The 25341-nt window shown below is 72.3% G+C and carries 20 protein-coding genes; 6 read left to right on the top strand and 14 right to left on the bottom strand.

The features are described from left to right. Nucleotides 1-72: 72 nt before the first annotated feature. Together OG943_RS42950 and OG943_RS42945 are read right to left on the bottom strand one after the other, a co-directional pair. A complete protein-coding gene (locus OG943_RS42950) occupies nt 73-543 on the bottom strand; it encodes a hypothetical protein (protein ID WP_328606603.1) in 471 nt (156 codons plus the stop codon). Between the two features lie 83 nt (nt 544-626). Further along, the gene (locus OG943_RS42945) at nt 627-1709 is read right to left on the bottom strand and encodes a potassium channel family protein (protein ID WP_328606602.1); all 1083 of its coding nucleotides are present in this window, start codon (nt 1707-1709) and stop codon (nt 627-629) included. A gap of 95 nt (nt 1710-1804) precedes the next feature. Here OG943_RS42945 and OG943_RS42940 point away from each other — a divergent pair, with 95 nt between their 5' ends. Then, complete coding sequence (locus OG943_RS42940; protein ID WP_328606601.1) at nt 1805-2188, top strand: DoxX family protein; 384 nt, start codon at nt 1805-1807, stop codon at nt 2186-2188. A gap of 19 nt (nt 2189-2207) precedes the next feature. Here the strand turns inward: OG943_RS42940 and OG943_RS42935 are convergent, their stop codons facing one another. From OG943_RS42935 to OG943_RS42925, 3 genes are read right to left on the bottom strand one after another with little or no spacing between them, the layout of a single operon-like run. After that, nucleotides 2208-2558, bottom strand: coding sequence for a VOC family protein (locus OG943_RS42935; RefSeq protein WP_328606600.1), 351 nt, complete (start codon nt 2556-2558; stop codon nt 2208-2210). A gap of 23 nt (nt 2559-2581) precedes the next feature. Next, a complete protein-coding gene (locus tag OG943_RS42930; protein ID WP_328606599.1) occupies nt 2582-6061 on the bottom strand; it encodes an ATP-dependent helicase in 3480 nt (1159 codons plus the stop codon). Beyond that, the gene (locus OG943_RS42925; protein ID WP_442874650.1) at nt 6058-9270 is read right to left on the bottom strand and encodes an ATP-dependent helicase; all 3213 of its coding nucleotides are present in this window, start codon (nt 9268-9270) and stop codon (nt 6058-6060) included. Before OG943_RS42925 ends, OG943_RS42930 begins: the two co-directional genes overlap by 4 nt. A 117-nt stretch (nt 9271-9387) precedes the next feature. On the opposite strand from OG943_RS42925, the gene OG943_RS42920 reads away from it, so the two are divergent. Together OG943_RS42920 and OG943_RS42915 are read left to right on the top strand one after the other, a co-directional pair. After that, nucleotides 9388-9714 (top strand): MGMT family protein, encoded by a 327-nt coding sequence (locus OG943_RS42920; protein ID WP_328606598.1) that lies wholly within the window; start codon nt 9388-9390, stop codon nt 9712-9714. A gap of 123 nt (nt 9715-9837) precedes the next feature. Continuing rightward, entirely contained in the window at nt 9838-10656 is an 819-nt protein-coding gene (locus tag OG943_RS42915) for a siderophore-interacting protein (RefSeq protein WP_328612324.1), read from the top strand. 11 nt (nt 10657-10667) lie between these two features. On the opposite strand, the gene OG943_RS42910 is transcribed toward OG943_RS42915, so the two are convergent. Further along, a complete protein-coding gene (locus tag OG943_RS42910; RefSeq protein WP_328606597.1) occupies nt 10668-11849 on the bottom strand; it encodes a cytochrome P450 in 1182 nt (393 codons plus the stop codon). Between the two features lie 301 nt (nt 11850-12150). Here OG943_RS42910 and OG943_RS42905 point away from each other — a divergent pair, with 301 nt between their 5' ends. Further along, complete coding sequence (locus OG943_RS42905) at nt 12151-12882, top strand: hypothetical protein (protein WP_328606596.1); 732 nt, start codon at nt 12151-12153, stop codon at nt 12880-12882. Between the two features lie 113 nt (nt 12883-12995). Here OG943_RS42905 and OG943_RS42900 read toward each other — a convergent pair whose 3' ends face one another. Together OG943_RS42900 and OG943_RS42895 are read right to left on the bottom strand one after the other, a co-directional pair. Further along, nucleotides 12996-13820 (bottom strand): uroporphyrinogen-III synthase, encoded by an 825-nt coding sequence (locus OG943_RS42900; RefSeq protein ID WP_328606595.1) that lies wholly within the window; start codon nt 13818-13820, stop codon nt 12996-12998. Then, entirely contained in the window at nt 13813-14790 is a 978-nt protein-coding gene (locus OG943_RS42895; protein WP_328606594.1) for a helix-turn-helix transcriptional regulator, read from the bottom strand. Before OG943_RS42895 ends, OG943_RS42900 begins: the two co-directional genes overlap by 8 nt. Before the next feature lie 63 nt (nt 14791-14853). Here OG943_RS42895 and OG943_RS42890 point away from each other — a divergent pair, with 63 nt between their 5' ends. Continuing rightward, nucleotides 14854-15249 carry a DUF3224 domain-containing protein gene (locus OG943_RS42890; protein ID WP_328606593.1) on the top strand — a complete coding sequence of 132 codons (396 nt, stop codon included), beginning with the start codon at nt 14854-14856 and terminating at the stop codon, nt 15247-15249. A gap of 17 nt (nt 15250-15266) precedes the next feature. Beyond that, complete coding sequence (locus tag OG943_RS42885) at nt 15267-16385, top strand: winged helix DNA-binding domain-containing protein (RefSeq protein ID WP_328606592.1); 1119 nt, start codon at nt 15267-15269, stop codon at nt 16383-16385. 41 nt (nt 16386-16426) lie between these two features. Here the strand turns inward: OG943_RS42885 and OG943_RS42880 are convergent, their stop codons facing one another. The 6 genes from OG943_RS42880 to OG943_RS42855 are packed head-to-tail and all read right to left on the bottom strand — an operon-like array spanning nt 16427 to nt 25229. Further along, entirely contained in the window at nt 16427-17530 is a 1104-nt protein-coding gene (locus OG943_RS42880) for a uroporphyrinogen-III synthase (protein ID WP_328606591.1), read from the bottom strand. Further along, nucleotides 17527-17868 (bottom strand): nitrite reductase small subunit NirD, encoded by a 342-nt coding sequence (gene nirD / locus OG943_RS42875; protein WP_328606590.1) that lies wholly within the window; start codon nt 17866-17868, stop codon nt 17527-17529. The genes OG943_RS42880 and nirD overlap by 4 nt, the downstream gene beginning before the upstream one ends. Continuing rightward, nucleotides 17865-20369, bottom strand: coding sequence for a nitrite reductase large subunit NirB (nirB, locus tag OG943_RS42870; protein ID WP_328606589.1), 2505 nt, complete (start codon nt 20367-20369; stop codon nt 17865-17867). Before nirB ends, nirD begins: the two co-directional genes overlap by 4 nt. Further along, entirely contained in the window at nt 20369-21724 is a 1356-nt protein-coding gene (locus tag OG943_RS42865) for a nitrate/nitrite transporter (RefSeq protein ID WP_328606588.1), read from the bottom strand. Before OG943_RS42865 ends, nirB begins: the two co-directional genes overlap by 1 nt. A 41-nt stretch (nt 21725-21765) precedes the next feature. After that, nucleotides 21766-23190 (bottom strand): FAD-dependent oxidoreductase, encoded by a 1425-nt coding sequence (locus OG943_RS42860; RefSeq protein ID WP_328606587.1) that lies wholly within the window; start codon nt 23188-23190, stop codon nt 21766-21768. Then, complete coding sequence (locus OG943_RS42855) at nt 23187-25229, bottom strand: molybdopterin oxidoreductase family protein (RefSeq protein ID WP_328606586.1); 2043 nt, start codon at nt 25227-25229, stop codon at nt 23187-23189. The genes OG943_RS42860 and OG943_RS42855 overlap by 4 nt, the downstream gene beginning before the upstream one ends. Between the last annotated feature and the right edge of the window lie 112 nt (nt 25230-25341).

The raw sequence follows: 25341 nt of genomic DNA, 5'->3' as shown, positions 1-25341 counted from the left end.
GCCACATTGGGTGCGTCCAACGCAACCAACGCCACATTGGGGCGCTTCAGAACCGGCTGGCCGGCCAGGCGATCAGCTGAGCAACGCCAGCCGACCGGGTCCCTTGATCACCAGGTACGCGTACATCCCGCCCGCGAAGCAGGCGAACACCAGCAGCACCAGCGCGATCGGGCCGCGGGAATCCTGTGAGCCGGCCGAGGTGTCGGACGCGCGGACGGTGACCGGGCCGTCCGCCGGGGCGTCCGAGGGGACGCCGACCTCCACGTGGTCGCCCTGGGCGTGGCCGCAGCCGTTCAACGAGCCCTCGCGCGGCTTGCCACCGAGGGTGAACTTCACCGACTCCACCGGGTTCGCGGCCGAGCAGGCCGCCGGCTTGGTGACCTCCGCCTGCGTCGGCACTCCCCCGTCGTTCACGGCGATGCCGAAGAGGCCGGGCCCGGCGAACCAGGCCAGCACCACCACGAGCACACCGGCGGCCGTGGGGATGCCCACCTGCAGCCACCGCTGCAGGGAGGTCTTTCTCGCCGGGTCGGAAGACAGCACGCCGCCATGGTTCCAGATACCCCGGGCAAAACCCAGTGAAGGTGACGGTGGCCCCGGGTGACCCCCGCGCCGGCCTGCGGACCTTAGCGCTCCACCTTGTCGGTCTGGGTGACCTTCTTGACGTACAGCAGCCGGTCGCCGGGCTCGATGGCGTCGGACTGCGGGGCGTCCACGCGGTAGAGCACGCCGTCGCGGACCACGCCCAGCACGATGTCCGGCAGGTGCCGCGGCGAGCCGCCCTCCTCGGACGGCTCGACCGCGCGTTCCGCGATGGCCAGGCCCGACTCCGGCGTCAGCAGGTCCTCGACCATGTCGACCACCAGCGGGGTGGACGTCGCCAGGCCGAGCAGCCGTCCCGCGGTCTCGCTGGACACCACGACCTGGCTGGCCCCGGACTGCTTGAGCAGGTGGACGTTCTCCGCCTCCCGCACCGACGCCACGATGTGCGACTTCGGCGCCAGCTCACGCGCGGTCAGCGTGACGAGCACGGCGGTGTCGTCACGGTTCGGCGCGACGACGACGGCGCGCGCGTGCTGGACGCCCGCCACCCGCAGCACGTCCGCGCGGGTCGCGGAGCCGTGCACGGTGACGAGGCCGAGCGCGCTCGCCGCGTCCAGCGCCTGCTGGTCGGTGTCGACCACCACGATCCGGTTGGGCTGGACGTCCTCGTCGCCGAGCAGCGCGTTGACGGCCGACCGGCCCTTGGTGCCGAACCCGACGACGACGGTGTGGTCGCGCACCTTCGTCCTCCACTTCTGGATCTTGAATGCCTGCCGGGAGCGCTCGGTGAGCACCTCCAGCGTGGTCCCGACGAGGACGATGAGGAACAGCACCCGCAGCGGGGTGATGATCACGATGTTGACCAGCCGCGCCGTCGCCGAGGCCGGCGCGATGTCGCCGTAGCCGGTCGTCGAAAGCGAGACGGTCGAGTAGTAGATGGCGTCCAGGAACGAGACGCCGTCCCCGTTGACGTCGCGGTAGCCGCCGCGGTCGGCGTACACGATCAGCACCGTCGCCAGCAGCGCGAGCAGCGCGCCGATGACCCGCTTCACGATCGAGCGCATCGGGCTGACGGTCAGCTCCGGCATCCGGATCACGCCGACGAGCTCGTGATCGGGACGGTCGTTCAGCCGGACGTTCAGCGGTAGCCGTTTGAGGGCCTTCATGCACCGGCTCCCCGCGGGTGTTCGGCGTCACTCACGCAGGCGAGCCTAGCCCAAGGCCACCCGCCGCACACCCGTCGCTGTGGCAGGGTGGGGACATGCCCGACTCCCGCGGTTCGCAGCGGCCCGCCTACCTCCTCGCCGGCCTGCTGGCGACGTCCGGCGCCCTGCACTTCCTGCGCCCGAAGCCGTTCGACGCACTGGTCCCGAAGGAGCTGCCCGGCACGCGCCGTGCCTGGACCTACGGCTCGGGGGTCGCCGAGCTGGGCGTGGCGGCGGGCATCGTCGCGCCGCGCACCCGCCGTCTCGGCGGTCTCGCGGCGGCGCTGCTGTTCGTCGGCGTGTTCCCGGGCAACGTGAAGATGGCGCTCGACTACCAGCGCCGCGGCCGCCCGGCCCGCGACCGCGCCATCGCCTGGCTGCGGCTGCCGGTGCAGTGGCCGCTGGTCCGGTGGGCGCTGACGGTCCGCGACCGCGGCTGACCCGAACCCACGGGAGGCCTTACAGCTCCGTGGCTCGCTCGTGGCGGGGCTCGTACAGGCCCACCTCGCCGCCACCCGGCAGGCGCAACCTGGTCAGCCTGCCCCAGCCCGCGTTGGTGACCGGCTGGGTGAACTCGACGCCCTTCGCGACCAGGTCGGCCACGGTCGCGTCGACGTCGTCACACATCAGGTAAAGCTCCTGCGTCTCCGGGCCCTCCGCGGGATGCACGGCGACCTCGCTCGGCGGGAGCTTGAAGATCAGCCAGCCGCCTCCCACGTCCACGTGCGGGAACTCCAGCACGTCCCGGAAGAAGGCCCGGTCCGCTTCCGCGTCGCGGCTGTAGACGATGACGTGCCCACCATTGATCACGCGGCCAGGATAAGCCCTCCGGACTACTCCGAGGGCACGTTTCGCAGCAGGTCACGCAGGCCTTCCGCGTCCAGCAGGTCCGCCGGCCGCAGCGTGTGGTCGTGGCGGACGTAGTGGAAGGCCGCGCGCACCCGCTCGACCGGCACGCCCTTGAGCGCCGCCCACGCGAGCCGGTACGCGGCCAGCTGCACGGCGAGCGCGGGCAGCCGCTCGGTGGACGGCACACCGCCGGTCTTCCAGTCCACCACGGTCCAGCCGCCGTCGGCGTCGGCGTACACGGCGTCCATCCGGCCGCGGACGGTGATGCCCTCCACGTCGGCCGAGAACGGGATCTCGACGGCCAGCGGGACGCGCTCGGCCCACTCGCTGCGTTCGAAGGCCGCCTGCAGCTCCTCGAAGTCGCTGTCCGGGGCCTCGCCGAAGTCCGCGGCACCGGGCAGGTCGTCGATCTCCAGCAGGCGATCACCGGAGAAGCGCTGCTCCAGCCAGCCGTGGAACGCCGTGCCGCGGCGGGCGAAACTGTTGGGCGCCAACGGAAGCGGACGACGCAGCCGTTGCGCGAGCGCGTCCGCGTCGGCCGCCAGCTCCACCAGCTGGCTCACCGACAGCTGCGACGGGAGCACCACCCGGTCCACTGTGGCCCGTGCCCGGGCGCGCTCGGCGAGCAGGACGTCGGTGTCCGACGCCCAGCCGTCCGGGTCCTCCGGGTCGACCTCGTCGGAAAGGTCCTCATCGGACTCTTCGAACGGTTCGTCCTCCTCGGAGAACGAATCCTCGAACTCCTCCGGCTCCGGCGGCAGCGGCCACTCTTCGTCCGGGGCCGCCCCGGCCGTCTCGACCGCGGTTTCGGCCGGAGCGGAAACCGGCGCGGCCACCGGCGCGGCGGCATCGGCGGTGGCGGTGGCGGTGGCGGTGGCCGGGTCCGGCTCCGGCGGCGCGGCGGCCATCTCCGCGAAGACCAGCTCCACCCCCGTCGACACCCCGGTCCGCCGGTCGCCCAGCGGGTCCAGCGGCCAGCGGCCGGTCCGGGAGTCCGCGACCAGCGGGTTCTCCTCGTCCGCGGCCGGCTCGTCGGCCCACGACGCGAGCGAGCCGATCGGCGGGTCCGAGGCGCGCAGCACCTCCGCGATGTCGGTCAGGAAGACCGACGGCCCCTTGGCCCGGGTGCTGCTCTCGTTCCACCAATGCCCGGAGACGATCAGGGCGCGCTCGGACCGGGTCAGCGCGACGTAACACAGCCGCCGCTCCTCGTCGGCCTCCCGTTCGACGAAGCCCGCCTCGTGCAGTTCAAGCGCCTCCTGGACTTCCTTGCGGTCGAAACCGTCGGAGACGCGCAGCTCCGGCAGGTCCGCCGAGTCACCGCGCAGGATCGCCGGCAACGCCGTCGACGTCCGCAGCCACGAGGACGAGCGCCGCTTGCTCGGGAACACGTCGGCCACCAGGTGCGGGACGGCGACGACCTCCCATTCCAGGCCCTTCGCCGAGTGGACGGTCAGCACCTGCACGCGGTCCGGCACGACCTCGACCTCACCGGGGGTGAGGCCGTCCTCCGCGTGCGCGGCGGTGTTCAGGTAGTCCACAAAGGACAGCAGGGTGGCGGTCGGCGCCGTCTCGGCGTAGTCGGTGACGACCTCGGCGAACGCGTCCAGGTGCGCCCGCCCCGCCGAGCCCGGCCGGGCCAGCGACTCGACGTCCAGCAGCAGCGTCCGCTCGACGTCGGCGACCAGCTCGGGCAGCGACTGGTCCAGCCGCCGCCGCAGCGCCGCCAGCTCGGCGCCGACGCGCCGGATCCGCCGGTACCCGTCCTCGGAGTAGCGCTCGGGTGAGCCCGGTTCGTCAACGGCGTCGATCAGCCCCGCCTGCTCGGCGCGTTCCATGACCAGCGTCGGCTCCTCGCCCGAGCCACCAGACGGCGCCGGCGACGAGAGTTCGTTGGCCCGCCGCCACAACGCCGCGAGGTCCGCCGCCGCGAGCCGCCAGCGCGCCCCGGTCAGCAGCCGCGCGGCCGCGCTGCCCGCGAGCGGGTCGGCCAGCACCCGCAGCGTGCTGACCAGGTCGGCGACCTCCGGCTCGTCCAGCAGCCCGCCGAGGCCGACGACCTCCACGGGCAGCCCGCGCATCCGCAGCTCACTCGCGATCGGCGCCATGTCCGCGCGGCGGCGCACCAGCACGGCCGCGGTCGGCGGCTTGCCGGACTCCTCCTTCTCCGCGAACCAGCGCCGGGCCAGCGCGTCCGCGACCCACTCGCGCTCGGCGCGCACGTCCGGCTGCAGCGAGACGGCGATGTCCGCCGGCCCGGCGCCCTCACGCGCCCGCAGCCGCTCCACGCCCAGCCCGCGCGCCCGCAGCGGCTCGGCCACGGCGTTGGCCAGCTCCAGAATCTCGGGAGGGTTCCGGAAGCTCGTCAGCAGCCCGAATTCGTGCGCGGGCTCCAGCCTTTCCCCGCTGTCCTCCGAAAAACTGTGCCTGGGGAAGTCCGTGGTGAACCGCGGCAGGTTGGCCGCGCTCGCCCCGCGCCAGCCGTAGATCGCCTGCGCCGGGTCGCCGACCGCGGTGACCGGCATCGGCCGGTGCCCGCCACCGCCGAACAGCGACCGCAGCAGCACGCGCTGGGCGTGGCCGGTGTCCTGGTACTCGTCGAGCAGCACAGCGCCGTAACGCTCCCGCTCGCCGGTCACCACGGCCGGATAATGGTCGGCGAGCTGCGCCGCCAGCGACATCTGGTCGGCGAAGTCGAGCGCGCCCTCGGCCCGCTTGCGCCGGTGGTACGCCTCGACGAGCGGCAGCAGTTCGAGCCGGAACCGTTGCGCCGCCATCACTTCCGTGAGCTTCACCGGCAGCGAGGCCCGCTGGCCCTTCGCACGCGGCGCGTTCTCGATCACGTCGCACAGCCACGACGTGTACTCGCCCAGCCGCTCGGTGGACACCAGGTGCTCGCCCAGCTCCCCGGCCAGCGCGAGCAGCTGCGCGGTGACCGAGGACGGCACCCGGTCGGTCTCCAGGTCGTTGTCCCATGTGGACACCACGCGGTGCGCCAGCTGCCACGAGGACGTCTCCGAAAGCAGCCGCACGCCGGGCTGCACCGGCAGCCGCAGCCCGTGCTCGCTCAGCAGGCGGCCGGCGTACGCGTGGTAAGTCAGCACTGTCGGCTCACCGGCGACGACGGTGGCGCGCAGCCCGCCCGTCGGGTCGAGCCGTTCCAGCAGCCCGGACCCGGCCAGCCGCCGCAGCCGCGCCCGCACGCGCTCGCCGAGCTGCCGCGCGGCCTTGCGCGTGAACGTCAGGCCGAGCACGCGCTCCGGGCTGACGATCCCGTTGGTCACCAGCCAGACCACCCGCGCGGCCATCGTCTCGGTCTTGCCCGCGCCGGCGCCCGCGACCACCAGCGACGGCTCCACGGGTGACGCGATCACGGTCGCCTGCTCCGGCGTCGGGCGGTGCAGCCCCAGCGCGTCGGCGATCTCCGCCGGCTCCACCGGGTTCGCGATCAGCAACGGGCTCACGGACCGGTCACCTGCCTGCCCTCCGGGCGCAGCGGGCAGCAGCCGCGTGCCGGGCAGCGGTCGCAGTCCGGGTTCTCGCTGGCCTGGTAGTCCGGCCCGGCCGCGGCGTTCGCCGCCGAGCGCACCAGTTCGAGCCACTGCTTGCCGCCGTCCTCGTCGAGCGGCAGCTGGTCGCGCTGGGTCGAGCCGGTCTGCTTGTTGGACTTCGCGACGTACACCAGCCTCGCGCCGCCGGGGGTGTTCTTGCCCTCGATCGCGCCGAGCAGCACGGCCAGCTGGTACGCCGCGAGCTGCGGGTGCTTCTCGGCATCGGAGGCGGACACGGGCACCTTGCCGGTCTTGATGTCGACGATCACCGGGCGGCCGTCCTTGTCGAGTTCGACCCGGTCGACGCGCCCGCGCAGCATCACCCGCACCTCGTCGTCGCCCATCGGCAGCTCGACCTCGATGTCCTGCTCGACCCCGGCCTCGATCAGCTCCCGGCGGCTGGTCTCCAGCCAGGTGACGAAGTTGCGCAGCATCTTCTCCACCCGGCCGCGCTCGCGGCGGGAGAACCACGGGGCGCCGGCGTCCACGCGCACCCACGCGTCGTCGAGCGCCGCCTGGATCTGGTCCTCGGTGCTGCCGCCCGCGACGGCCTGCGCGAGGCCGTGCACCAGCGTGCCCGTGACGGCGGCGAGCTGCGCCGGGTCGCTGCCGCCGTGGCGCTCGATCAGCCAGCGCAGCGGGCACTTCACCAGGATCTCCACTGTGGACGGTGAGATCCGCATCAGGTCGCCGGGCCCGTGCACGGGCCGGTCGGTGGACGGCGGCAGCAGGCCGTACCAGGTGCTCGGGTGCGCGCCGGGGACCCCGGCGTTCGCCAGCCGCGCCAGCTGCTTCGCCGCGCGGGCCCGGCGCTCGGGCTCGGACTTGTCGTCGCAGACCACTTCGCGCAGCTCGCCGACCAGCTCGGCCAGCACGAGCGACCGGCCGGCCGGTTTCATGCGCGAGTCGAGCGCGCCGTCGTCGGCGCCGTTCTCCTCCAGGTCGTCGAGGAACCGCGACGGCTGCTCGTCCTCCCCGGCGACGGCGGTGACCAGCAGCGTCCGGCGCGCACGGCTGGCGGCCAGGTAGAACAGCCGCCGCTCCTCGGCGAGGATCGGCGCGATGGCGGACACCTTGTCGTTGTCGTCCACTCCGGACAGCAGGTCGACGAGCCGTTCCACCCCCAGCAGCGAGCCGCGCAGCCGCAGGTCCGGCCACGCGCCCTCCTGCACCCCGGCGACGGCGACCACTGTCCACTCGCGACCGGCCGAAGCGTGCGCGGTGAGCAGCGAGACGCCGTCGCCCGGGATCGCGGCGGGCGCGAGCGTGTCACCCGCGATGTTCTGTGAAGACAGGTAATCGGCGAACGCCGCGACGCTCGCGCGCGGCAGCCGGTCGACATATCGGCCGGCCGAGTCGAACAGCGCCACTACGGCGTCGAGGTCACGGTCCGCCTGCGCGCCCAGCGAGCCGCCGCGCTCGACCATCCGCAGCAGCCGTTCCTGCAGCCCGCTGGCCTGCCACAGCTCCCACAGCACCTGCTCGACGCCGTCACCACGTTGCACCGCCTGGTTCGTGACGCTCAGCAGCGAGCCGACGCGCCGCACGGGCAACGACTCCGCGTCGGCGAGCCCGGCCAGGATGTCGCCGCCGCGCAGGGCTTCCACGAGCAGTTCGTCGCTTGAGCGCTGCCCGCCGCCGGCCAGCTCCAGCCGGCGCAGGCCGCGTCGCAGCCGCCTCAGCGCCAGCGGGTCCGCGCCGCCGAGCGCGGACGACAGCAGCATCTCGGCGAGGTCGACGTCGAGCAGTTCCGGCTCGGCGGCGATCCGCAGCACGGCGAGCAGCGGGCGGACGGCGGAGTGCCGGGCCAGCGGCAGCTCCTCGGTCGCCGAGCCGATCGGCACGCCCGCCGCGCGCAGAGCCCGTTGCAGCACCAGGAAAGTCCGCGCGGGCGAGCGCACCAGCACGGCCATCTCCGACCACGGCACCCCGTCGACGAGGTGCGCCCGGCGGAGCTGGTCGGCGATCCAGCTGGCCTCGGCGGCCGGGGTCGGCATCAGCCGCACCCGCACCTTGCCGCCGCGTTTACCTTGTGGCGTAACGAGTTTCCGATGCTGGGACGCGCCGGGCAGCGTGGCGCCGAGCCGGGCCACGGCCTCGCGCACGGTCGGGGCGAGCCGGTGCGAGGTCGTCAGCGTCACGGTCCGGTCGCCGTCGGTGTCCGCGTCGGCGAACAGGCGCGGGTCGGCGCCACGGAAGGAGAACACGGACTGGTCCGGGTCCCCGGCCACCACGAACTCCGCCGCGGTGTGCCCGATCAGCCGGATCAGCTGGCTCTGCAGCGGGTCGAGGTGATGCGCGTCGTCGACGAACAGGTGCCGCACGCGGGCGCGCTCACGGTCGCGCAGCTCGTCGTCGTCCTCCAGCGCGAGCAGCGCGGACGTGACCAGCTCGGCGGCGTCGAGCGCGGGCGCACTGCGGACGCCCAGCGCGTTTCCGCCCGCGCCCTGCAGCTGCGTGACCTCCTCGTACTGCGCCCAGAACCGCCCGGCGGCCACCCACTCCTCGCGGTCCTTGCGGTGCCCCAGCTCTTCGAGGTCTTCGGGCCCGAGGCCACGCTCGGCCGCGCGCATCAGCAGGTCGCGCAGCTCCTCGGCGAACCCGGGCACGACCAGCGCCGGGCGCAGCTGCTCGGGCCAGTCGAGCGCGCCCGACTCCAGGTCGCCCTCCAGCAGCTCGCGCACGACGACGTCCTGCTCGGCGCCGGCCAGCAGCCGTGGCGCGGGCAGCTCTTCGGCGCGCGCCTCCAGGCGCAGCAGGGAGAACGCGTACGAGTGCACAGTGCGCACGAGCGGTTCACTCACCGTGCGCGGCAGCGGCGAGGTCTGGTCGGGATCGGCGGTGAGCCGCCGGGTGATGTCGGCACGCAGCGCGTCCGCGGCCTTGCGCGACGTGGTCAGCACGAGCACGCTCTCCGGGTCCGCGCCGTCGGCGATCCGCCGCGCCGCCGCGGAAGCGAGCAGCGACGTCTTCCCGGTGCCCGGCCCGCCGAGCACCCGCACGAAGCCGCCGGGCGCCGCGAGGACCCGCCGGGCGCCTGCGTCCCAGGTGAACGAAGGCGTGCCGACGGCGGGCGGGCGCACCAGTCGCGCCTGCCCCTGCGCCGTTCTCCGCCCGTTCACACCAGCGATGGAACCATGCCTCCTCGCGGGGGTGGCGCACCGGCACGCACTTGGCGGGCCGGTGCGGCACGGTGTTGTCCGACAGAGTGTCGGTGTGGTGCGGCAGAGTGCGCGGTTATGGACGACGAACTGCACGAGCGGATCCGCGCGGTGATCACCGACGTGCCCGCGGGGACCGTCGCGACGTACGGGGACATCGCGGCGCTTTCGGGCGCGCCTTCACCCCGGCTGGTCGGCCGGGTCCTCGCGGAAGACGGCCACGACCTGCCGTGGCAGCGGATCCTGCGCGCGAACGGCACTCCGGCGCCCCACCTGGCGCACGAACAGCTGGAGCTCCTGCGTGGCGAAGGCGTGCTCGCCGACGGCCCGCGCGTCGACCTGCGCAAGTACCGCTGGCGCCCGGACGGCGTCGACGAGGAGGATGGCCCGGCCGGATTGTTTTAGTGATCCGACCGAAAGCAGGCGGATACGGTCTGCAGCCGACCCACTCGTCGGAACCGTTTCCGCCGTGGCTGCCGTCGGATCACTAAAACGAACAGCACAGTAGGTTAGCCTGACCTAATGGGAATGAACTACCACCGCGGCCGGGTCACCGCGGTCCGCCGGCTGACGCCGCACATGGCCAGGATCACGTTCGCCGCCCCGGGCCTCGCGTCCGCCGGGCCGGTCGCGCCCGACGCGTACATGAAGGTCTTCTTCCCTCTCCCCTGCGAAGCCGAGCCCCAGCTGCCGCCGCCGGTGAACGGCGAGGTGTCCTCCTGGTACCGCGGCAGCTACCTGGCGATGCCCGACGACGTCCGGCCGCCGATGCGCACGTACACCGTGCGCGCCGCCCGCCCGGACACCGGCGAGGTGGACGTCGACTTCGTGCTGCACGAGGACGACGGTGGCCCGGCGTCCGCGTGGGCGGCGCGGGCCGGAGTCGGTGACACAGTCGCGTTCCTCGGTCCCCACGGCCTGTACGACGTGCCCGACGACACCGGCTGGCAGCTGCTGGCGGGCGACCAGACGGCGTTGCCCGCCATCGGCGCGATCCTCGAGTCGCTACCCGCCTCGACGCGCGCGGTCGTGTACGTCGAGGTCCCGGATCGTGAGGAGCGCCAGACGTTCGACACCCGCGGCGCCGTGGAGCTGCATTGGGTGGTCAACAACAGCCGTCCCCACGGCGATGCCCTGGTAGACGCCGTCCGGGCCGCCAACCTCCCCGGCGGCGCGCCGTACGCCTGGATTTCCGGCGAGGCGGGCGTGGTGAAGCTGCTTCGCCGTCACCTGGTGCGCGAGCGAGGCTTCGACAAGCGCGCGATCTGCTTCACCGGGTACTGGCGCCAGGGGATGAGCGAGGAAGCCGTGGGCCGCGCGAATGTGGAAGCGGCTCAGCGCGCCTGACCAGCGCCGGTTCAGGCCGGAGTCACCGTCGTCGGGAGGTGGCTCAGCCCGCGGACTGTGTTGTTCAGCCGTCGTTCCGGTTCGCCCGTCTCGAAACGCGCGACGTGCTCCAGCAGGGCCGAGAGCAACGCATGGGCTTCCAGGCGGGCGAGACCCTGCCCGGCGCAGACGTGGATCCCGCGGCCGAAGGCGAGGTGCTGGGAGGCGTCGCGGCCGATGTCGAACTTCTCCGGTTCGGTCCACGCTCGCTCGTCGCGGTTGGCCGAGCCGTAGAGCAGAAGCGCCCGTGCCCCAGCGGGCAAGGTCACCCCGTCCAGGTCGTAGTCGGTGGTCACCCCGCGCGCGAACGCCTGCACCGGAGTCTCCAACCGCAGGATTTCGTTGAACGCCGCCGGGATCCGGGTCCGATCCGCGCGCAGGCGCTCCCATTGCTCCGGATGTTCGCTGAACAGCAGCGCCACGTTCGACATCGCGTTGATCGTCGTGTCGAGCCCGGCATCGACCAGCGCCGCCAGCAGGTTGACGCACGACTCGTGGCTGATCTCGCCGCGTTCGGCCGCCTCGTAGATGCCGTGCCCGATGCTCCCGGGAGTCAACCGGCCGGATGCCACCACGGACGCCAGGTAGTCGATCTTGTGCCGGCTGACGGGCAGGGCCTGGCGAAGGCGTTCGTTGTCCGGGCCGAAAGCGTTGAACGCTCCGTCGGCCCAGCGTAGTACCTGGTCCCGCCCGTCCTCGGGCAGTCCGATCAGATCCAGCAGCACAGCCACGGGGAACGCACGGGCCAGATCGTCCACCGCGTCGAACGAACGTCGGTAGACCAGATCGCGGACCATGATGTCCGCCTGCTCACGCACACTGCCACGGAAGCCGCCGAGGACACGAGGAGCCAGCCGCTCACTCATCACCGCACGGAGCTGATCGTGTTCCGGCGGGTCCGAAGCGAGCACCATCCCCTTCAGCGCCTGGTTCACCCCGTCGGTCAGGGCAATGCCGGCCGCCGAGGAAAAAGTCTCCCAATCGGTGAGCGCAGTACGCACTGAAGCATCCCGCGCGAGCACCCACGCGTCGATGCGTTCCAAGTAGACAGCGGGACCGGCGTCACGCAACAACCGGTAAGCGGGGTACGGATCCGCCAGTACCTCGTTGCTGAACAAGTCGATCGACCGCACCGAACCGCCGGACACCGCCATCGCTGGAACCTCCCGAGTGGGTAACGCAGTTTTCAAACCCGGCACCGAGATCGCGCGCACGGGACCTCGACCGTAAGGGATCCGCGCGCCGGTGCGGGTGCCGGTGTCCGGGTCGGTGGTGATGGCGGCCCAGAAACCGCGGGGCAGGGTGGGATCGTCGGCAGAACGGGTCGTCACGGGGTACCCGGCGTCCCGCGCGGCGGTTACGCACGCGGGGGAGAAGCGCTCGTCGATGACGTGGCTGGGGCTGAGGGTGGCGCGGCAATCGCCTCGGTGACGGCCGGCCGGGGGCGAGGGCGCGGTGGATGCCGAGCAGGGTGGCCTGGTGCAGCCCGACGCCGATGCTGCCGCAGGCGAGGACGTGGCGTCCGCCGCGCAACGCGATGGCCGGTTCCACGGGCATCGGCAGGTGGTCGCCGGGGGCGAGACTCGCGAGCACGGGCTGCTGGAACGCGGCGGCGTCGGGGAGCGGGAAACGGCGCCTTACCTGCGGCGCACGATGGCCTCGGTCGCCGGAATGAGTCCACTTCGGACGGATCGGCCCTCCCCCGGGGCGTGCTTTCCCATGGGCATGTTACGAGTGAAGAGGGCCAATCTGCCTGGCCACCGGTACGAAGTCACCCAGGACGGGCGGCAGCTGCCGGAGCTGGCCCTGAGGCGGGGCAGCATCGACGGCACCGGGTACCGCGTGCGCAAGCACCGCTTCAGCGGCGTTTACGACCTGCTCGCCGAAAACGACGAGGTCCTGGCGAGCACGGACCGGGTGCGGCGTCGGTTGAGCCCGCACCTCACGGGCCGGGACGTCCAATTCCGCCAGAGCGCCTTCGCCGGCCGCGAGTACTCGATGCTGGGCCCGGCCGGCGATGCGACCGGCACCATCCGCCGCGACGGCATGGCGGGCGCCGGTGCCTCCGCCGACTTGCCAGGGCTCTCGACAGAACTGCAATTGTTCGCCGTGGTGGCGGTGCTGCTGAGCTGGCGGCGCAGGCGGACCGCGGCGACGGCTCGTGGTGGCGCGGCAGCCGGCGGCTGAGGACCCATTCGCACCGGCCGGGTCCCCACCGGTGGCCGCGACGACGCAATGGTGGCAGCGACGCAATGGTGGCAGCACAGTGACGGCAGATCGGTCCCGAGGCAGGTCCTCGCTCAGCTTTGTGGCCCCTGCTGCCCCAACCTGGTGACCAGCAGCTTCACCAACGCGCCGAGACGCTGGCGTTCCGGCTGCAACGTCCGGACCCCGGCGTCCTCCAGCGGCGCCGCCGTGACCGGCCCGACGCAGGCGCACACGACGTCGCCACGGCGCAGGACCGTCAGCAGCTCCTCGCGACGGCCGTACTCGGCGGCCAGCGCCAGGAAGTTCGCCGCCGCCGGGGCGCTGGTGAACGCGATGGCGTCGACCTCGCCGGACAGGACGTCGTGGATCAGTGAGAAGACCGGCTTGGTGTTCGGCGGCGAGTGCCAGCGGTAGGGCTGCACGGTGACCAGTGACGCGCCCGCGTCGGTGAGCAGCTTCGTGTACTCCGGCAGCGGCGTGCCGTGCAGCTGGACGGCGACGCGCGCGCCCGCGACCCCCGCGTCCACCAGGCCGCCGAACAGCTCGGCGTTGCTCTCCCCCGGCGCCGAAAAGTCCTCGCGCAGCCCCGCGCCGCGCAGCGCGCCGACCGCCTTCGGGCCGCGGGCGAAGATCCGCGACGCGCCGAAAGCGTCCAGCAGCGGCTGACGCAGGCCCCAGTCCTCGGCGGCCGAGAGCCAGCCGCGGAAGCCCGCGCCGGTCGTCACGGCGGTGAAGTCGACCGGCTCGGCCAGCACGTCTTCCGTGCCCTCACGCAGCTGCGGGTCGTCGGGCAGCGGGACGATGGTGATCGTCGGGGCGTGCCGGACTTCGGCGCCGGCCCGGGCGAGGGCCGCGATCAGGTCGTCGGCCCGCCGTTCGGCCGTGACCCCGATCCGCACCCCGTCCAGCTCACCCATACACCGCGCCCATCTCCTCGATCGCCTTCGCGAGCCGCGTCCGCAGGTCCGCCGGTTCAAGCACTTCCAAGTGCGGCCCGAACCGCAGCAGCTCGCCGATCGCGGGCTCGCCCGGCTCGACCGGCAGGTCCAACGTGAGCCAGCCGCCGTCGTCGGGCTCCGCACCGCCGTCGACGGCCTCACGCAGCGCCCGCGCGCCGACACTGCCCAAGTAGAACGGTACGAGAGACTGCGCGCGCGACGACAGCCGCACCTTCGCGGCCGTCGGGTACATCCGCTTTTCGAACTGCGCGGACCATTCCTGCCAGTAGGCCGCGAGGTCGAAGTCCGACGGCCGCTCGAACGGCTCGCCCAGGTCTTCCAGCTCCAGGACCCGGGAAACGCGGTAAGTCCGGTCGGCGCCTTCGCAGCGGCCGGCGAGATACCAGTTGCCCGCCTTGAGGATCAGGCCCAACGGCTCCAGCACCCGCTCGACCACCTGACGGCCCCAGCGCTCGTACCGGATCCGGATGCGGTGCGCCGACCACACCGCGTCGGCGACGGCCGAAAGCTGCGGCAGGCTTTCGATGCCGCGGTGCCAGCCGGGCACGTCCAGGTAGAACCGCTCGGCGACACGGCCCGCGCGGCTGCGCAGCTCCTTCGGGAGCGCCGCGTGCAGCTTGAGCTGGGCCGCCGCGAGCACCGTGCCGAGCCCCAGCTCAGCGGCCGCCGTCGGCAGCCCGGCGAGCGAGAGGGACTGCGCCTCCTCCTCGGTCAGCCCGGTCAGGCGGGTGCGATAGCCGTCGACGAGCTGGTAACCGCCGGTGCGGCCGCGGTCCGCGTACACCGGGACGCCGGACGCCGAAAGCGCCTCGATGTCGCGGTACACGGTGCGCACGGACACCTCGAGCTCGGCCGCCAGCTCGTCGGCCGTCATCCGGCCGCGGTTCTGCAGCAGCAGGAGGACGGAGAGGAGCCGGCTGGCGCGCATGGATTCGAGTATGACCGAAAAACCTGACACAAGCTGACAGGTATGGCTGATTGAGTAGGTCTCATGAACTCGTTCACCATGAAGAACTGGGAAGAACACCTCGCCAGCGGCGCCGAAGGACAGCCTCGGGTGGCGTACGCCCACGCCACGATGGCGTACAGCGGCGTCATCGAGGGTGAGTCGATCTGCGATTACCTGCTGTACTACGCAGGTGAGGGCTACGACGGCGGCGACACGACGTCGCCCGGCTACGAGCGCTTCGACGGCAGTGTCAACGGCCGTCGCGGCACCTTTGTCGTGCGGCACGAAGTCGGCTTCGACCCGAAGGGCATCCAGTCGAAGTTCGAGGTCGTGCCCGGCTCCGCGACCGGTGAGCTGGCCGGGCTCACCGGGACGGGCTCGGTGGACGGCGTGATGGGCGAACCGGCCATGTCCTACACCTTCGACTACCGGCTCTGAGCGGAAAGGGGCCCGACGTGCTCGACGTGTCGCGCAAGCAGGTCATGGCGTACCGGATCGCCGAACACGGCCTGCACCGCGGCGCGGGTGACCCGCTGTCGCTGGCCGTGTTCGACCTCGGCCTCCAGGACAGTATGCGCGACACGGCGTTGCTCGGTCTCGCGGCGCGCTCGGCCGGGCCGGTGGTCCCGACGACGCTGGCCGACGACCCCCGGCTCGCGCTGGTGTGGTCGCACCGCGGCGCGCCGCACTTCCACCGGCGCGCGGACCTGCCGGAGCTGGTCGCGTCGCTGGTCCCACTGGACGAGGCGGATGCGCTGGCCCGGATGTTGTGGCAGCAGAAGGAACTACAGGCCACCGGACTGTCCGCAGTGGACGTTCTCTTCACCACGGCGCGGGCGCTGCGCAAGGTCGTGACGAAGACGACGTCGAAGGGCGCCGCGAGCACCGCGGTGACGAAGCTGCTGCCGGACTCGTTCTCCTACGCGTGCCGGGGCTGCCAGGCCACGCACGTCTACGAGCAGCTCATGCGCGTCGCCGCGCTGCACGGCGGCGTCCGCCTGGAAGCCGGCCAGTCCCCGGCGACGCTGGCGCCGTTGGAAGACCGCGGCCGGGTCTCGACCCACGCGGATCCGGCGGCCGCGTCCCGGGTGCTGGAGCGGTACCTGCGCCTGAACGGCCCCGCGGCCCAGGGCGACGCGGCGGGTTTCGCGGGCACGGCGAAGAGCGTGCTCAAGCAGACCTGGCCCGACGACCTGGCCGAGGTCCGGGTCGACGGTCGCCGTGCCTTCCTGCCCGCGGACCGGGTCTCGGCGCTGGAGAACCCGCCCTCGCCGTCACTGGTCCGGCTGTTGCCGCCGTGGGACCCGTTCACGCAGGCGCGCGACAAGGCTGTACTGGTCCCGGACAAGGCGTACGCGAAGGAGGTCTGGAAGATCCTCGGCAGCCCCGGCGCCCTGCTCGTCGACGGCGAACTACTGGGCACCTGGCGCGCCAAGGCCGCGGGCAAGCGCCTGACCTTGACGATCGCGCCGTTCATCCCACTCCGGCCCGCGGACCGCACGGCGGCCGAGGACGAAGCTGCGCTGGTGGCTGCGGCTCGTGGGTACGGCACCTATGCGGTGACCTGGGTTTAGGGCTCGTGAGTGTTTATGACGGTTCTAACCGTCATAAACACTCACGAGTCCACTGCCAGCCGATAGCCGCGCTTCACCACCGTCTGCACCACGCCGCCACCGCCGAGGGAGGTGCGCAGACGCCCGATCGCCGTCTCCACCGCGTGTTCCTCACCGCCGCCGGGCAGCGAGGAACACAGCTCGCGACGGGAGACGACCCGGCCCGGCGAGCGGGCCAGCGCACGCAACAGCGCCATGGGAGCCGGGGCGACGTCGCACCATTCGCCGTCGACGATGGCGGCCTGGCCGCGGAGTTCGATGGCGTGCCCGGCGGCGGACAGCCGCGGCGAGCGGGACACCAGCGCCTCCGAGACGGTCCGGGCCAGCGCGCCGATGCGGGAACGCTGTGGCTGCACCGTCGGCACGCCCAGCGCGGCGAGCGGTCCCGCCGTGATCGGGCCGACGCACGCGACCACCACCCGGGACGACAGCGCGTCCACCAGCGCGGACAGCCGCCCGGTCCGCCGGGCCATGGCCAGCGCCGACGCCACCGCCGGCGCGCTCGTGAACGGCAGCGCGTCCACGGTGCCGTCCAGCACGGCGTCCAGCAACCGGTCCAGCGGCGCCGGGTCCGCGGGGCCGACCCAGCGGTACACCGGGATCTCGATCACCTCCGCGCCCGCCGCGCGCAGGGTGTCCACAAAGTACGGCAGCGGCTCTCCGTGCAGCTGCACCGCGATCGACTGTCCATTCACACCGGACTCCAGCAGGTGCTCCAGCACCTCGGCGTTGCTTTCCGACGCCGGCGAGTAGTCCTCCGAAAGCCCAGCCGCGCGTAACGCGCCGGTCGCCTTCGGGCCGCGCGCCAGCAGGGCCGAGTGCGAAAGGCACTCCAGCAACGCCTCGCCGAGCCCCCAGCCCTCGGCGGCCTCCACCCAGCCGCGGAAGCCGATGCCGGTCGTCGCCACCACCGAGTCCACCGAGGACTTCAGTAGCCGCAACGTCGCCTCGTGCAGCTCGGTGTCGTCGGCCAATGGCACGATCCGGATCGCCGGCCCGTACCGGATCTCCGCCCCCTTACGCACCAGCAGCGCGCCGAGCTCTTCAGCCCGGCGCGCCGCGGTGATACCGACCACGAACCCGGCCAGCGGAAGCACGTCCGTCACGGTGAGCCCACCTCGACCACACCTGAGCGCACCCGGATCGGATACACCGCCACCGTCACGTTTTCGTCGTCCAGACAGCGTCCGGTGGTCAGCTCGAACCGGTCCTTGTACACCGGCGACGCGACCACCGGGACTCCCCCGGCGTCACCGACGATGCCGCGTGAGAGCACCGCCGCCCCGCTGCACGGGTCCCAATTGGACAATGCGTACCACCGTTCTCCGTCCACATGGAACACGGCCACCTGGTCACCGTCCACCAGCGCCGCGACTCCCGAGAACTCCGGGACCGCCGAAGCCGGGCACACCGCGGTCCAGGTCCGCTCGATCGACACCGTCATCGCCTGACCTCCGGCACGCCCAGCATCACGGGCACCTTCTGCGCGCGCTCCTCGCGGAACGAGATCGACGGGTCCGGCGTGCCCGGCGCGTTCACGAACGAGCTGAACCGCCCCAGTTTCTCCGGATCCTCCAGCACCCCGCGCCATTCGTCGGTGTAGCCCTCGACGTGCTTGGCCATCGCCGCGTCCAGGTCCTCGCAGATGCCGAGGCGGTCGTCCACGATCACCGCGCGCAGGTGGTCGAGGCCGCCGTCCATCTCTTCGATCCACGGCGCCGTGCGCTGCAGCCGGTCGGCCGTGCGCACGTAGAACATCAGGAACCGGTCGATCGTCCGCACCAGCGTCTCGGTGTCCACATCGGACAACAGCAGCTCGGCGTGCCGCGGCGTCGCCCCGCCGTTGCCGCCGACGTACAGGTTCCAGCCCTGCTCCGTCGCGATCACGCCGAAGTCCTTGCTCCGCGCCTCCGCGCATTCCCGCGCGCACCCGGACACACCGGACTTGATCTTGTGCGGCGAGCGCAGCCCGCGGTACCGCAGCTCCAGCTCGATCGCCAGCGCCACACTGTCCTGCACGCCGTAGCGGCACCAGGTGGACCCGACGCACGACTTGACCGTCCGCAACGCCTTGCCGTACGCGTGCCCGGACTCGAACCCGGCGTCCACCAGCCGCCGCCAGATCTCCGGCAGCTGGTCCACGGTCGCGCCGAACAGGTCGATCCGCTGGCCGCCGGTGATCTTGGTGTACAGCCCGAAATCCTGCGCCACCTGGGCGATCGCCATGAGCTTGTCCGGTGTGATCTCCCCGCCGGGGATCCGCGGCACGACGGAGTAACTGCCGTTGCGCTGCATGTTGGCGAGGAACTTGTCGTTGGTGTCCTGCAGCGTCGCCTGCTCGCCGCCGAGGATGTGGCCGTTGCCGAGTGTGGCCAGGATCGACGCGACGGCCGGCTTGCAGACCGCGCAACCGGTGCCCGTGCCGTACCGCGTGATGACCTCGCTGAACGTGGTCATGCGCGTGGCCCGGATGATCTCGAACATCTCGGCCCGCGACTGTCCGAAGTGCTCACACAACGCCTTGGACTGCTCGACCCCGCAAGCGTTCAGCAGCTTCGTCAGCATCGGCACGCAGGAGCCGCACGAGGTGCCCGCGCGAGTGCACGTCTTCAGCTTGCCGACCGAATCGCAGCCGTCCGCGGTGATCGCCCGCGTCAGCCGGCCCTTGGAAACGCCGTTGCACGAACAGATCAACGCCTCGTCCGGCAGCGCGTCGACCCCCACCGACGCGGCCCCGCCGGCCGGGGCCAGCAGCGCGCCGGGCTCGGCAGGCAGCGTCCGGCCGACGAGGGCTCGCAGCGTGTTGTACTCCGCAGCGTCACCTACCAGCACGCCGCCGAGCAGCGTTTTGCCGTCGTCGGTGACCACGAGCTTCTTGTACGTGCCGGTCACCGCGTCGTTGACCGCGACCTCCAGCGCGCCCTCAGTGGCCGCGTGGGCGTCGCCGAAACTCGCGACGTCCACGCCCATCAGCTTGAGCTTGGTCGACGTGTCCGGCACCGGGAACGTCGCGCTGTCACCGGTCAGCCCGGCCGCGACCACCTCGGCCATCGCATAACCCGGCGCGACGATGCCGTACACCCGGTCCTCGACGGCCGCGCACTCCCCGATCGCGTACACCGCCGGGTCGCTGGTCCGGCACTCCGCGTCGACCAGCACGCCGCCGCGCCCGCCGACCGCCAGGCCGGACTCGCGCGCCAGGTCATCACGGGGCCGGACCCCGGCGGAGAACACCACGAGGTCGACGTCCAGCTCGGTCCCGTTGCCCAGCTTCGCCAACAACCGGGAGCCGTCCGCCTCGATGACGTCCGTGGACGTTCCCGTGTGGACGGTCACGTCGAGCCGCGCGATCAGCCGCCGCAGCAACGCGCCACCGCCCTCGTCCACCTGCAACGGCATGAGCCGCGGCGCCATCTCGACGACGTGTGGCGACAAGCCCATGTCACGTAACGCTTTCGCCGCTTCCAGACCGAGCAAGCCACCGCCGATCACCACGGCGGACCGGCGTCCCCGGCCGGGGCGGGACGCGGCTTCGCGGATGGCGTCGAGGTCCTCGATGGTCCGGTAGACGAACACACCCGGCAAGTCCCGGCCCGGCACCGGCGGCACAAACGGCCGTGACCCGGTGGCCAGCACCAGCGCGTCGTAGGCCTGTGTGCGCCCCGATGCGGTGGTGACGGTCTTCGCGGCCCGGTCCACCGACGTCACCGCGTCGCCCAGCCGCAGCTCGACCGCGTCGTCACTGGCGTAGTCGGAGCCGGGCAGCGCCAGTGCCGCCGGGTCCCAGGTGTCCACATAGGATGTCAGCGCGACCCGGTCGTACGCCGGCCGCGGCTCCTCGGCGAGCACGACGACCCGCCACAACCCGGCCGTGTCCGCCGCGCGCACCGCCTCGACGAGCCGGTGCGCGACCATGCCGTGCCCGGCGACCACCAGGGTGCGCATCAGACCTGGGCCCCGGCCAGCGCCGGTTTCGCCTGCGTCGCGGGCTTGCGCAGGTAGGCGGCCCAGGTGACGGCCACGCACACCGCGTAGAACACCAGGAACGCGACGAACGCGGGCACCCCGCTGTGCGCGTCGGCGAAGGACTGGCGGAAGGCGAGGTTGATGAACAGCCCGCCCAGCGCGCCGATCGCCCCGGCCAACCCGATCAGCGCGCCGGACAGGCGGCGCGCCTTGAGCAGCTCGGCCGTCCCGTCGGCGCCCGCGTCGATCGCCGCCCTGGCCTTGACCTGGAAGATCGCCGGGATCATCTTGTACGTCGAGCCGTTGCCGATCCCGGTCAGGACGAACAGCACGATGAACGCGACCGTGAACAGCGCCAGCGAGTTCGCCGACGAAGCCAGGATCAGCACCACCGTGGCCAGCGCCATCGCGGCGAACGTCGCGAAGGTGACCCGGGCGCCGCCGATCCGGTCCGACAGCCGTCCGCCGAGCGGGCGGGACAACGAGCCGAGCAGCGGGCCGAGGAACGTCACCGCGGCGGCCTGCAACGGCGTCCGGCCGAACTGGTTCTGCAGCACCAGCCCGAACGCGAAGCTGTAGCCGATGAACGAGCCGAATGTGCCGACGTACAGCAGCGACATCACCCAGGTGTGACCGTGCCGGACGACTTCGCGCATCGCCTTCTTGTCACCGCGGACGGTGGCGAGGTTGTCCATGAACAGCGCCGCGCACACGGCCGCGATCACGATCAGCGGAATGTAGATGTAAAGCACCAGCCGCGGCACGGTCGCGCCGGCCACGGCGATCACGAACAGCCCGACGAGCTGGATCACCGCCACGCCGAGGTTCCCGCCGCCGGCGTTGAGGCCGAGCGCCCAGCCCTTGAGCCGCTCGGGGTAGAAGGTGTTGATGTTGGTCATCGACGACGCGAAGTTGCCGCCGCCGACCCCGCCCAGCGCCGCCATCACCAGGAACGTGCCGAGTGACGTGCCGGGGTGCAGCACGATCGCCGTGAGCACCGTCGGGACGAGCAGCAGGAGCGCGCTGACGACTGTCCAATTGCGACCGCCGAACTTCGCCACGGCGAAGGTGTAGGGCAGCCGCATGAGCGCGCCGACCAGCGTCGGTGTGGACACCAGCAGGAACTTGTCCGCGGCCGAGAAGCCGTACTTCGGGCCCATGAACAGCACGACCACCGACCACAGGGTCCAGATCGAGAACCCGATGTGCTCGGCGAACACGGAGAACCAGAGGTTGCGGCGGGCGATCTTCTTCCCGGTGGCCTCCCAGAAGCCTTCGTCCTCGGGCTCCCAGCGCTCGATCCAGCGGGCTCCCCGGTGGGCCGTGGTGGTCATGGTTTCCTCCTGGTTGACGGTTCCTTGGTCGACAGGGGTCTTCATTGCGCCGCCAGCCAGTCCGCGACGGCGCCGACGGTGTCCCGGCAACCACCGCAGCCGGTGGTTGCCCGGGTGACGCGAGCCAGTGCGGCGACGTCGGTCGCGCCGCCGCGCCAGGCGTCGACGAGCCGGCTCTTGGTGACGGCGTTGCACCGGCAGATCAGCGCCGACGCGGGCAGTTCGGCGGGGCTCGCGGCGACCGGACTGCCGGTGGGCAGCGCGCGGCCGAGCAGCACCGCGAGCCGGTCTTCGGGCAGCGGAATACCACGGTCATGGAACTGCGTGACGGTTGCAGCCGCGTCCGGCAGGCCGAGCAGGATCGCGCCGGTAACCCGGTTATCGCGGATCACCAGCTTGCCGTAGCGGCCGCCGGACGGGTCGTCGAAGGTGAGCACGTCCGCGTCGCCGTCCTCGCTGGTCACGTGGGTCTCGCCGACGGCGGTGAGGTCGACGTCGCGCGCCTTCAGCCGCGTGACGGCAGTGGTTCCGCGGTAGCGCGCGGCGGTGTCGGCGCCGGTGAGCAGGTCGGCGAGTACCGCTGCCTGTTCCCACGCGGGCTGCACGAGCCCGGCGGGGGCGTGCGCGTGCCGGGCGCAGTCGCCGAGGGCGTGGACCCGGCCGTCGCTGGTGCGCAAGAGATCGTCGACCAGCACACCCCGGTCAATGGCCAGCCCGGCCGCCTCGGCCAGCGCGGTCTCCGGGCGGACCCCCGCCGCGACCACCACGAGGTCGGCCGGGACGAGCGTGCCGTCGTCGAGCTTCAGGCCGTCGCCGGGCAGGTACCGCGCGGCCGTCGCCTCGAAGCGGAAGGTGACGCCCAGCTCCGCGAGCCGCCGCGCGAGCACCCGCCCGGCACCGGGGTCGAGCTGGCGTTCCATCAGATGCCGGCGCGGGTGCACGACAGTGACGTTCGCGCCGCGACCGGCCAGCCCGCGCGCGGCTTCGAGTCCCAGCAGGCCACCGCCGAGCACGGCGACGGGCGCGCCGGGACGGGCGGCGTCGACGATGCGGGCGCAGTCGTCGAGCGTCCGGAACGGGACGACGTCCGGGCCGGGTTCGAGCCCCTCCACCGGCGGCAGCCAGGGCGACGCGCCGGTGGCGAGCACCAGCGCGTCGTAGGACATTGGGCCGTTTTTCGTTTCAACACAACGGTTCTGGCGGTCGATCGCGGTGACACTCGTGTCGAGACGCAGGTCGACGTCCGTGCGCGCGGCCCAGCCCTCGTCGTGCAGCCGGACCAGCTCGGCGCTCAGCCCGCCCGCGACCACCGAGGACAGCAACACCCGGTTGTACGCCGGATGCGGCTCGGCGCCAACCACGGTGAGCCGCACGCGCTCCCCTGCAGGATCGCGTCGGCGGATCTCGTCCGCGAGCCGCGCCCCGGCCATGCCGTACCCCGCGACCACCACGTGCCGCGCACTCATGCGTCCACCTTGGACAGCGACACCGAACACACCTTGAACTCCGGCATCCGACTGACCGGGTCAAGCGCGGGATTGGTCAACAGATTCGCACGACCCTCACCCGGGAAATGGAACGGCAGAAACACCAAGTCCGGCCGCAACGAGCCGACGCACCGGACCTTCGCCACGGTCTCACCGCGCCGCGAGCGGACCAGCGCGCGCTCACCGTCGGCGAGGCCGGAGCGCGCGGCGGTGTCCGGGTGGACCTCGACGAACATCTCCGGCACGACGTCCAGCAGCTCGGTGATCCGGCGGGTCTGCGCGCCGGACTGGTAGTGCTGCAGCACCCGGCCGGTGGTGGCCTGCAACGGAAAGTCCGCGTCGGGCAGCTCGGCGGGCCCGGTGTGGTCGACGGCGGCGAAGCGGGCGCGGCCGTCCGGGTGAGCGAAGCGGTCGAGGAACATCCGCGGCGTGCCGGGGTGGTCCACGGCCGGCACCGGCCAGTGCAGCGCCTCGCCCGCGCGCAGGCGCTCGTAGGTGACGCCGGAGTAGTCCGCGGTGCCACCCTTCGACGCGGCGCGCAGCTCCTCGAACACGGTCTCGGCGTCGGCCGGGAACCGCGCGGCCGGTTGGCCGAGGCGGGTGGCGAGGCCGTGGATCACCTCGAGGTCGGTGCGGACCTCCGGTGGCGCGTCGAGGGCCTTGCGACGCAACAGGATCCGGCCCTCCAGGCTGGTGAGGGTCCCGTCCTCCTCGGCCCACTGCGTCACGGGCAGGACGACGTCCGCCAGCTCGGCCGTCTCGGACAGCACGAGGTCGGCGACCACCAGGAGATCCAATGAGGACAGTCGATCTTGGACGCCCGACGCGCGTGGCGCGGACACCACCACGTTGCTGCCGAAGACAAGCAGCGCGCGGGGACCGCCGTCGTGGCCGAGCGCTTCGAGCAACTCGGTGGCCGACCGGCCCGGCCCCGGAAGGCTTTCCGGCGTCACACCCCAGACTCCGGCGACGTGCTCGCGCGCGGCGGGGTCGTTGATCTTGCGGTAGCCGGGCAGCTGGTCGGCCTTCTGCCCGTGCTCCCGGCCTCCCTGGCCGTTGCCCTGACCGGTCAGGCAACCGAAGCCGGAACCCTCGCGGCCGGGCAGGCCGAGCGCGAGCGCCAGGTTGATCCAGCCGCCGACGTTCGCCGTGCCCGTGGCATGTTGTTCAGTGCCGCGCGCAGTGAGCACGTACGCGTTGCGCGCGCCGGCCAGCTTGGCCGCGGCGGCTCGCTGGTCGGCGGCCGAGACGCCGGTGACGCGCTCGGCCCGCTCCGGCCACCACGCGGCGGCGATGCGCCACATCTCGTCGAAGCCCGTGGTCCTCACGTCCACAAAGGACTTTTCCAGGTGGCCTTCCGCGACCACGACGTGCAGGATTCCCAGCGCCAGCGCGAGATCCGTGCCCGGCGCGGGGGCCAGGTGCAGGCCCGCCAGCTCGGCGGTCGGCGTACGGCGCGGGTCGACCACGATCAGGTCCGCGCGCCGCAGGTGCTGCACGAACGGCGGCATCGTCTCGGCGGGGTTCGCCCCGGCCAGCAGCACCACGTCGGCGTCACCGAGGTCGGTGACGGGGAACGGCAGCCCGCGGTCAGCGCCGAAGGCCTGGAGCCCGGCGGCCGCAGCCGACGACATGCAGAACCGGCCGTTGTAATCGATCTGCGAGGTCCCGAGCGCGACGCGGGCGAATTTGCCGAGCAGGTAAGCCTTTTCGTTGGTCAGCCCACCGCCGCCGAACACCGCGACGGAATCGGGACCGTGCTGTTCCCGCAGCTCCCGCAGCGTCCCGGCGACGACGTCCAGCGCCTCGTCCCAGCTCGCGGGCCGCAGCTGCCCGCCCCGCCGGACGAGCGGCGTCGTCAGCCGCCGCCCGGAGCGCAGCAGATCGCCGGACGTCCAGCCCTTCTGGCACAACCCCCCGGCGTTGACCGGAAAGTCCCGCGGCTCGACCCGTGAACCCGTCAAGCGCATCCCGCACTGCAACGCGCAGTACGGGCAATGCGTGTCGACGTGCGGCACGGGCGCTCCTCGGGATCGGCGAGGACCCCGACGCTAAGGACGCCGTGTTACCTGGAAACTCCCGAATGTTTCGGCCAGTTCACATATCCCCCCGCCGCGCGCGGGCCCGCTG

Source organism: Amycolatopsis sp. NBC_00345, from assembly GCF_036116635.1.
Taxonomy (GTDB): Bacteria; Actinomycetota; Actinomycetes; order Mycobacteriales; family Pseudonocardiaceae; genus Amycolatopsis.
Note: the sequence above shows the minus strand (reverse complement) of the source record. Positions and strands in the feature narration are given on the sequence as shown.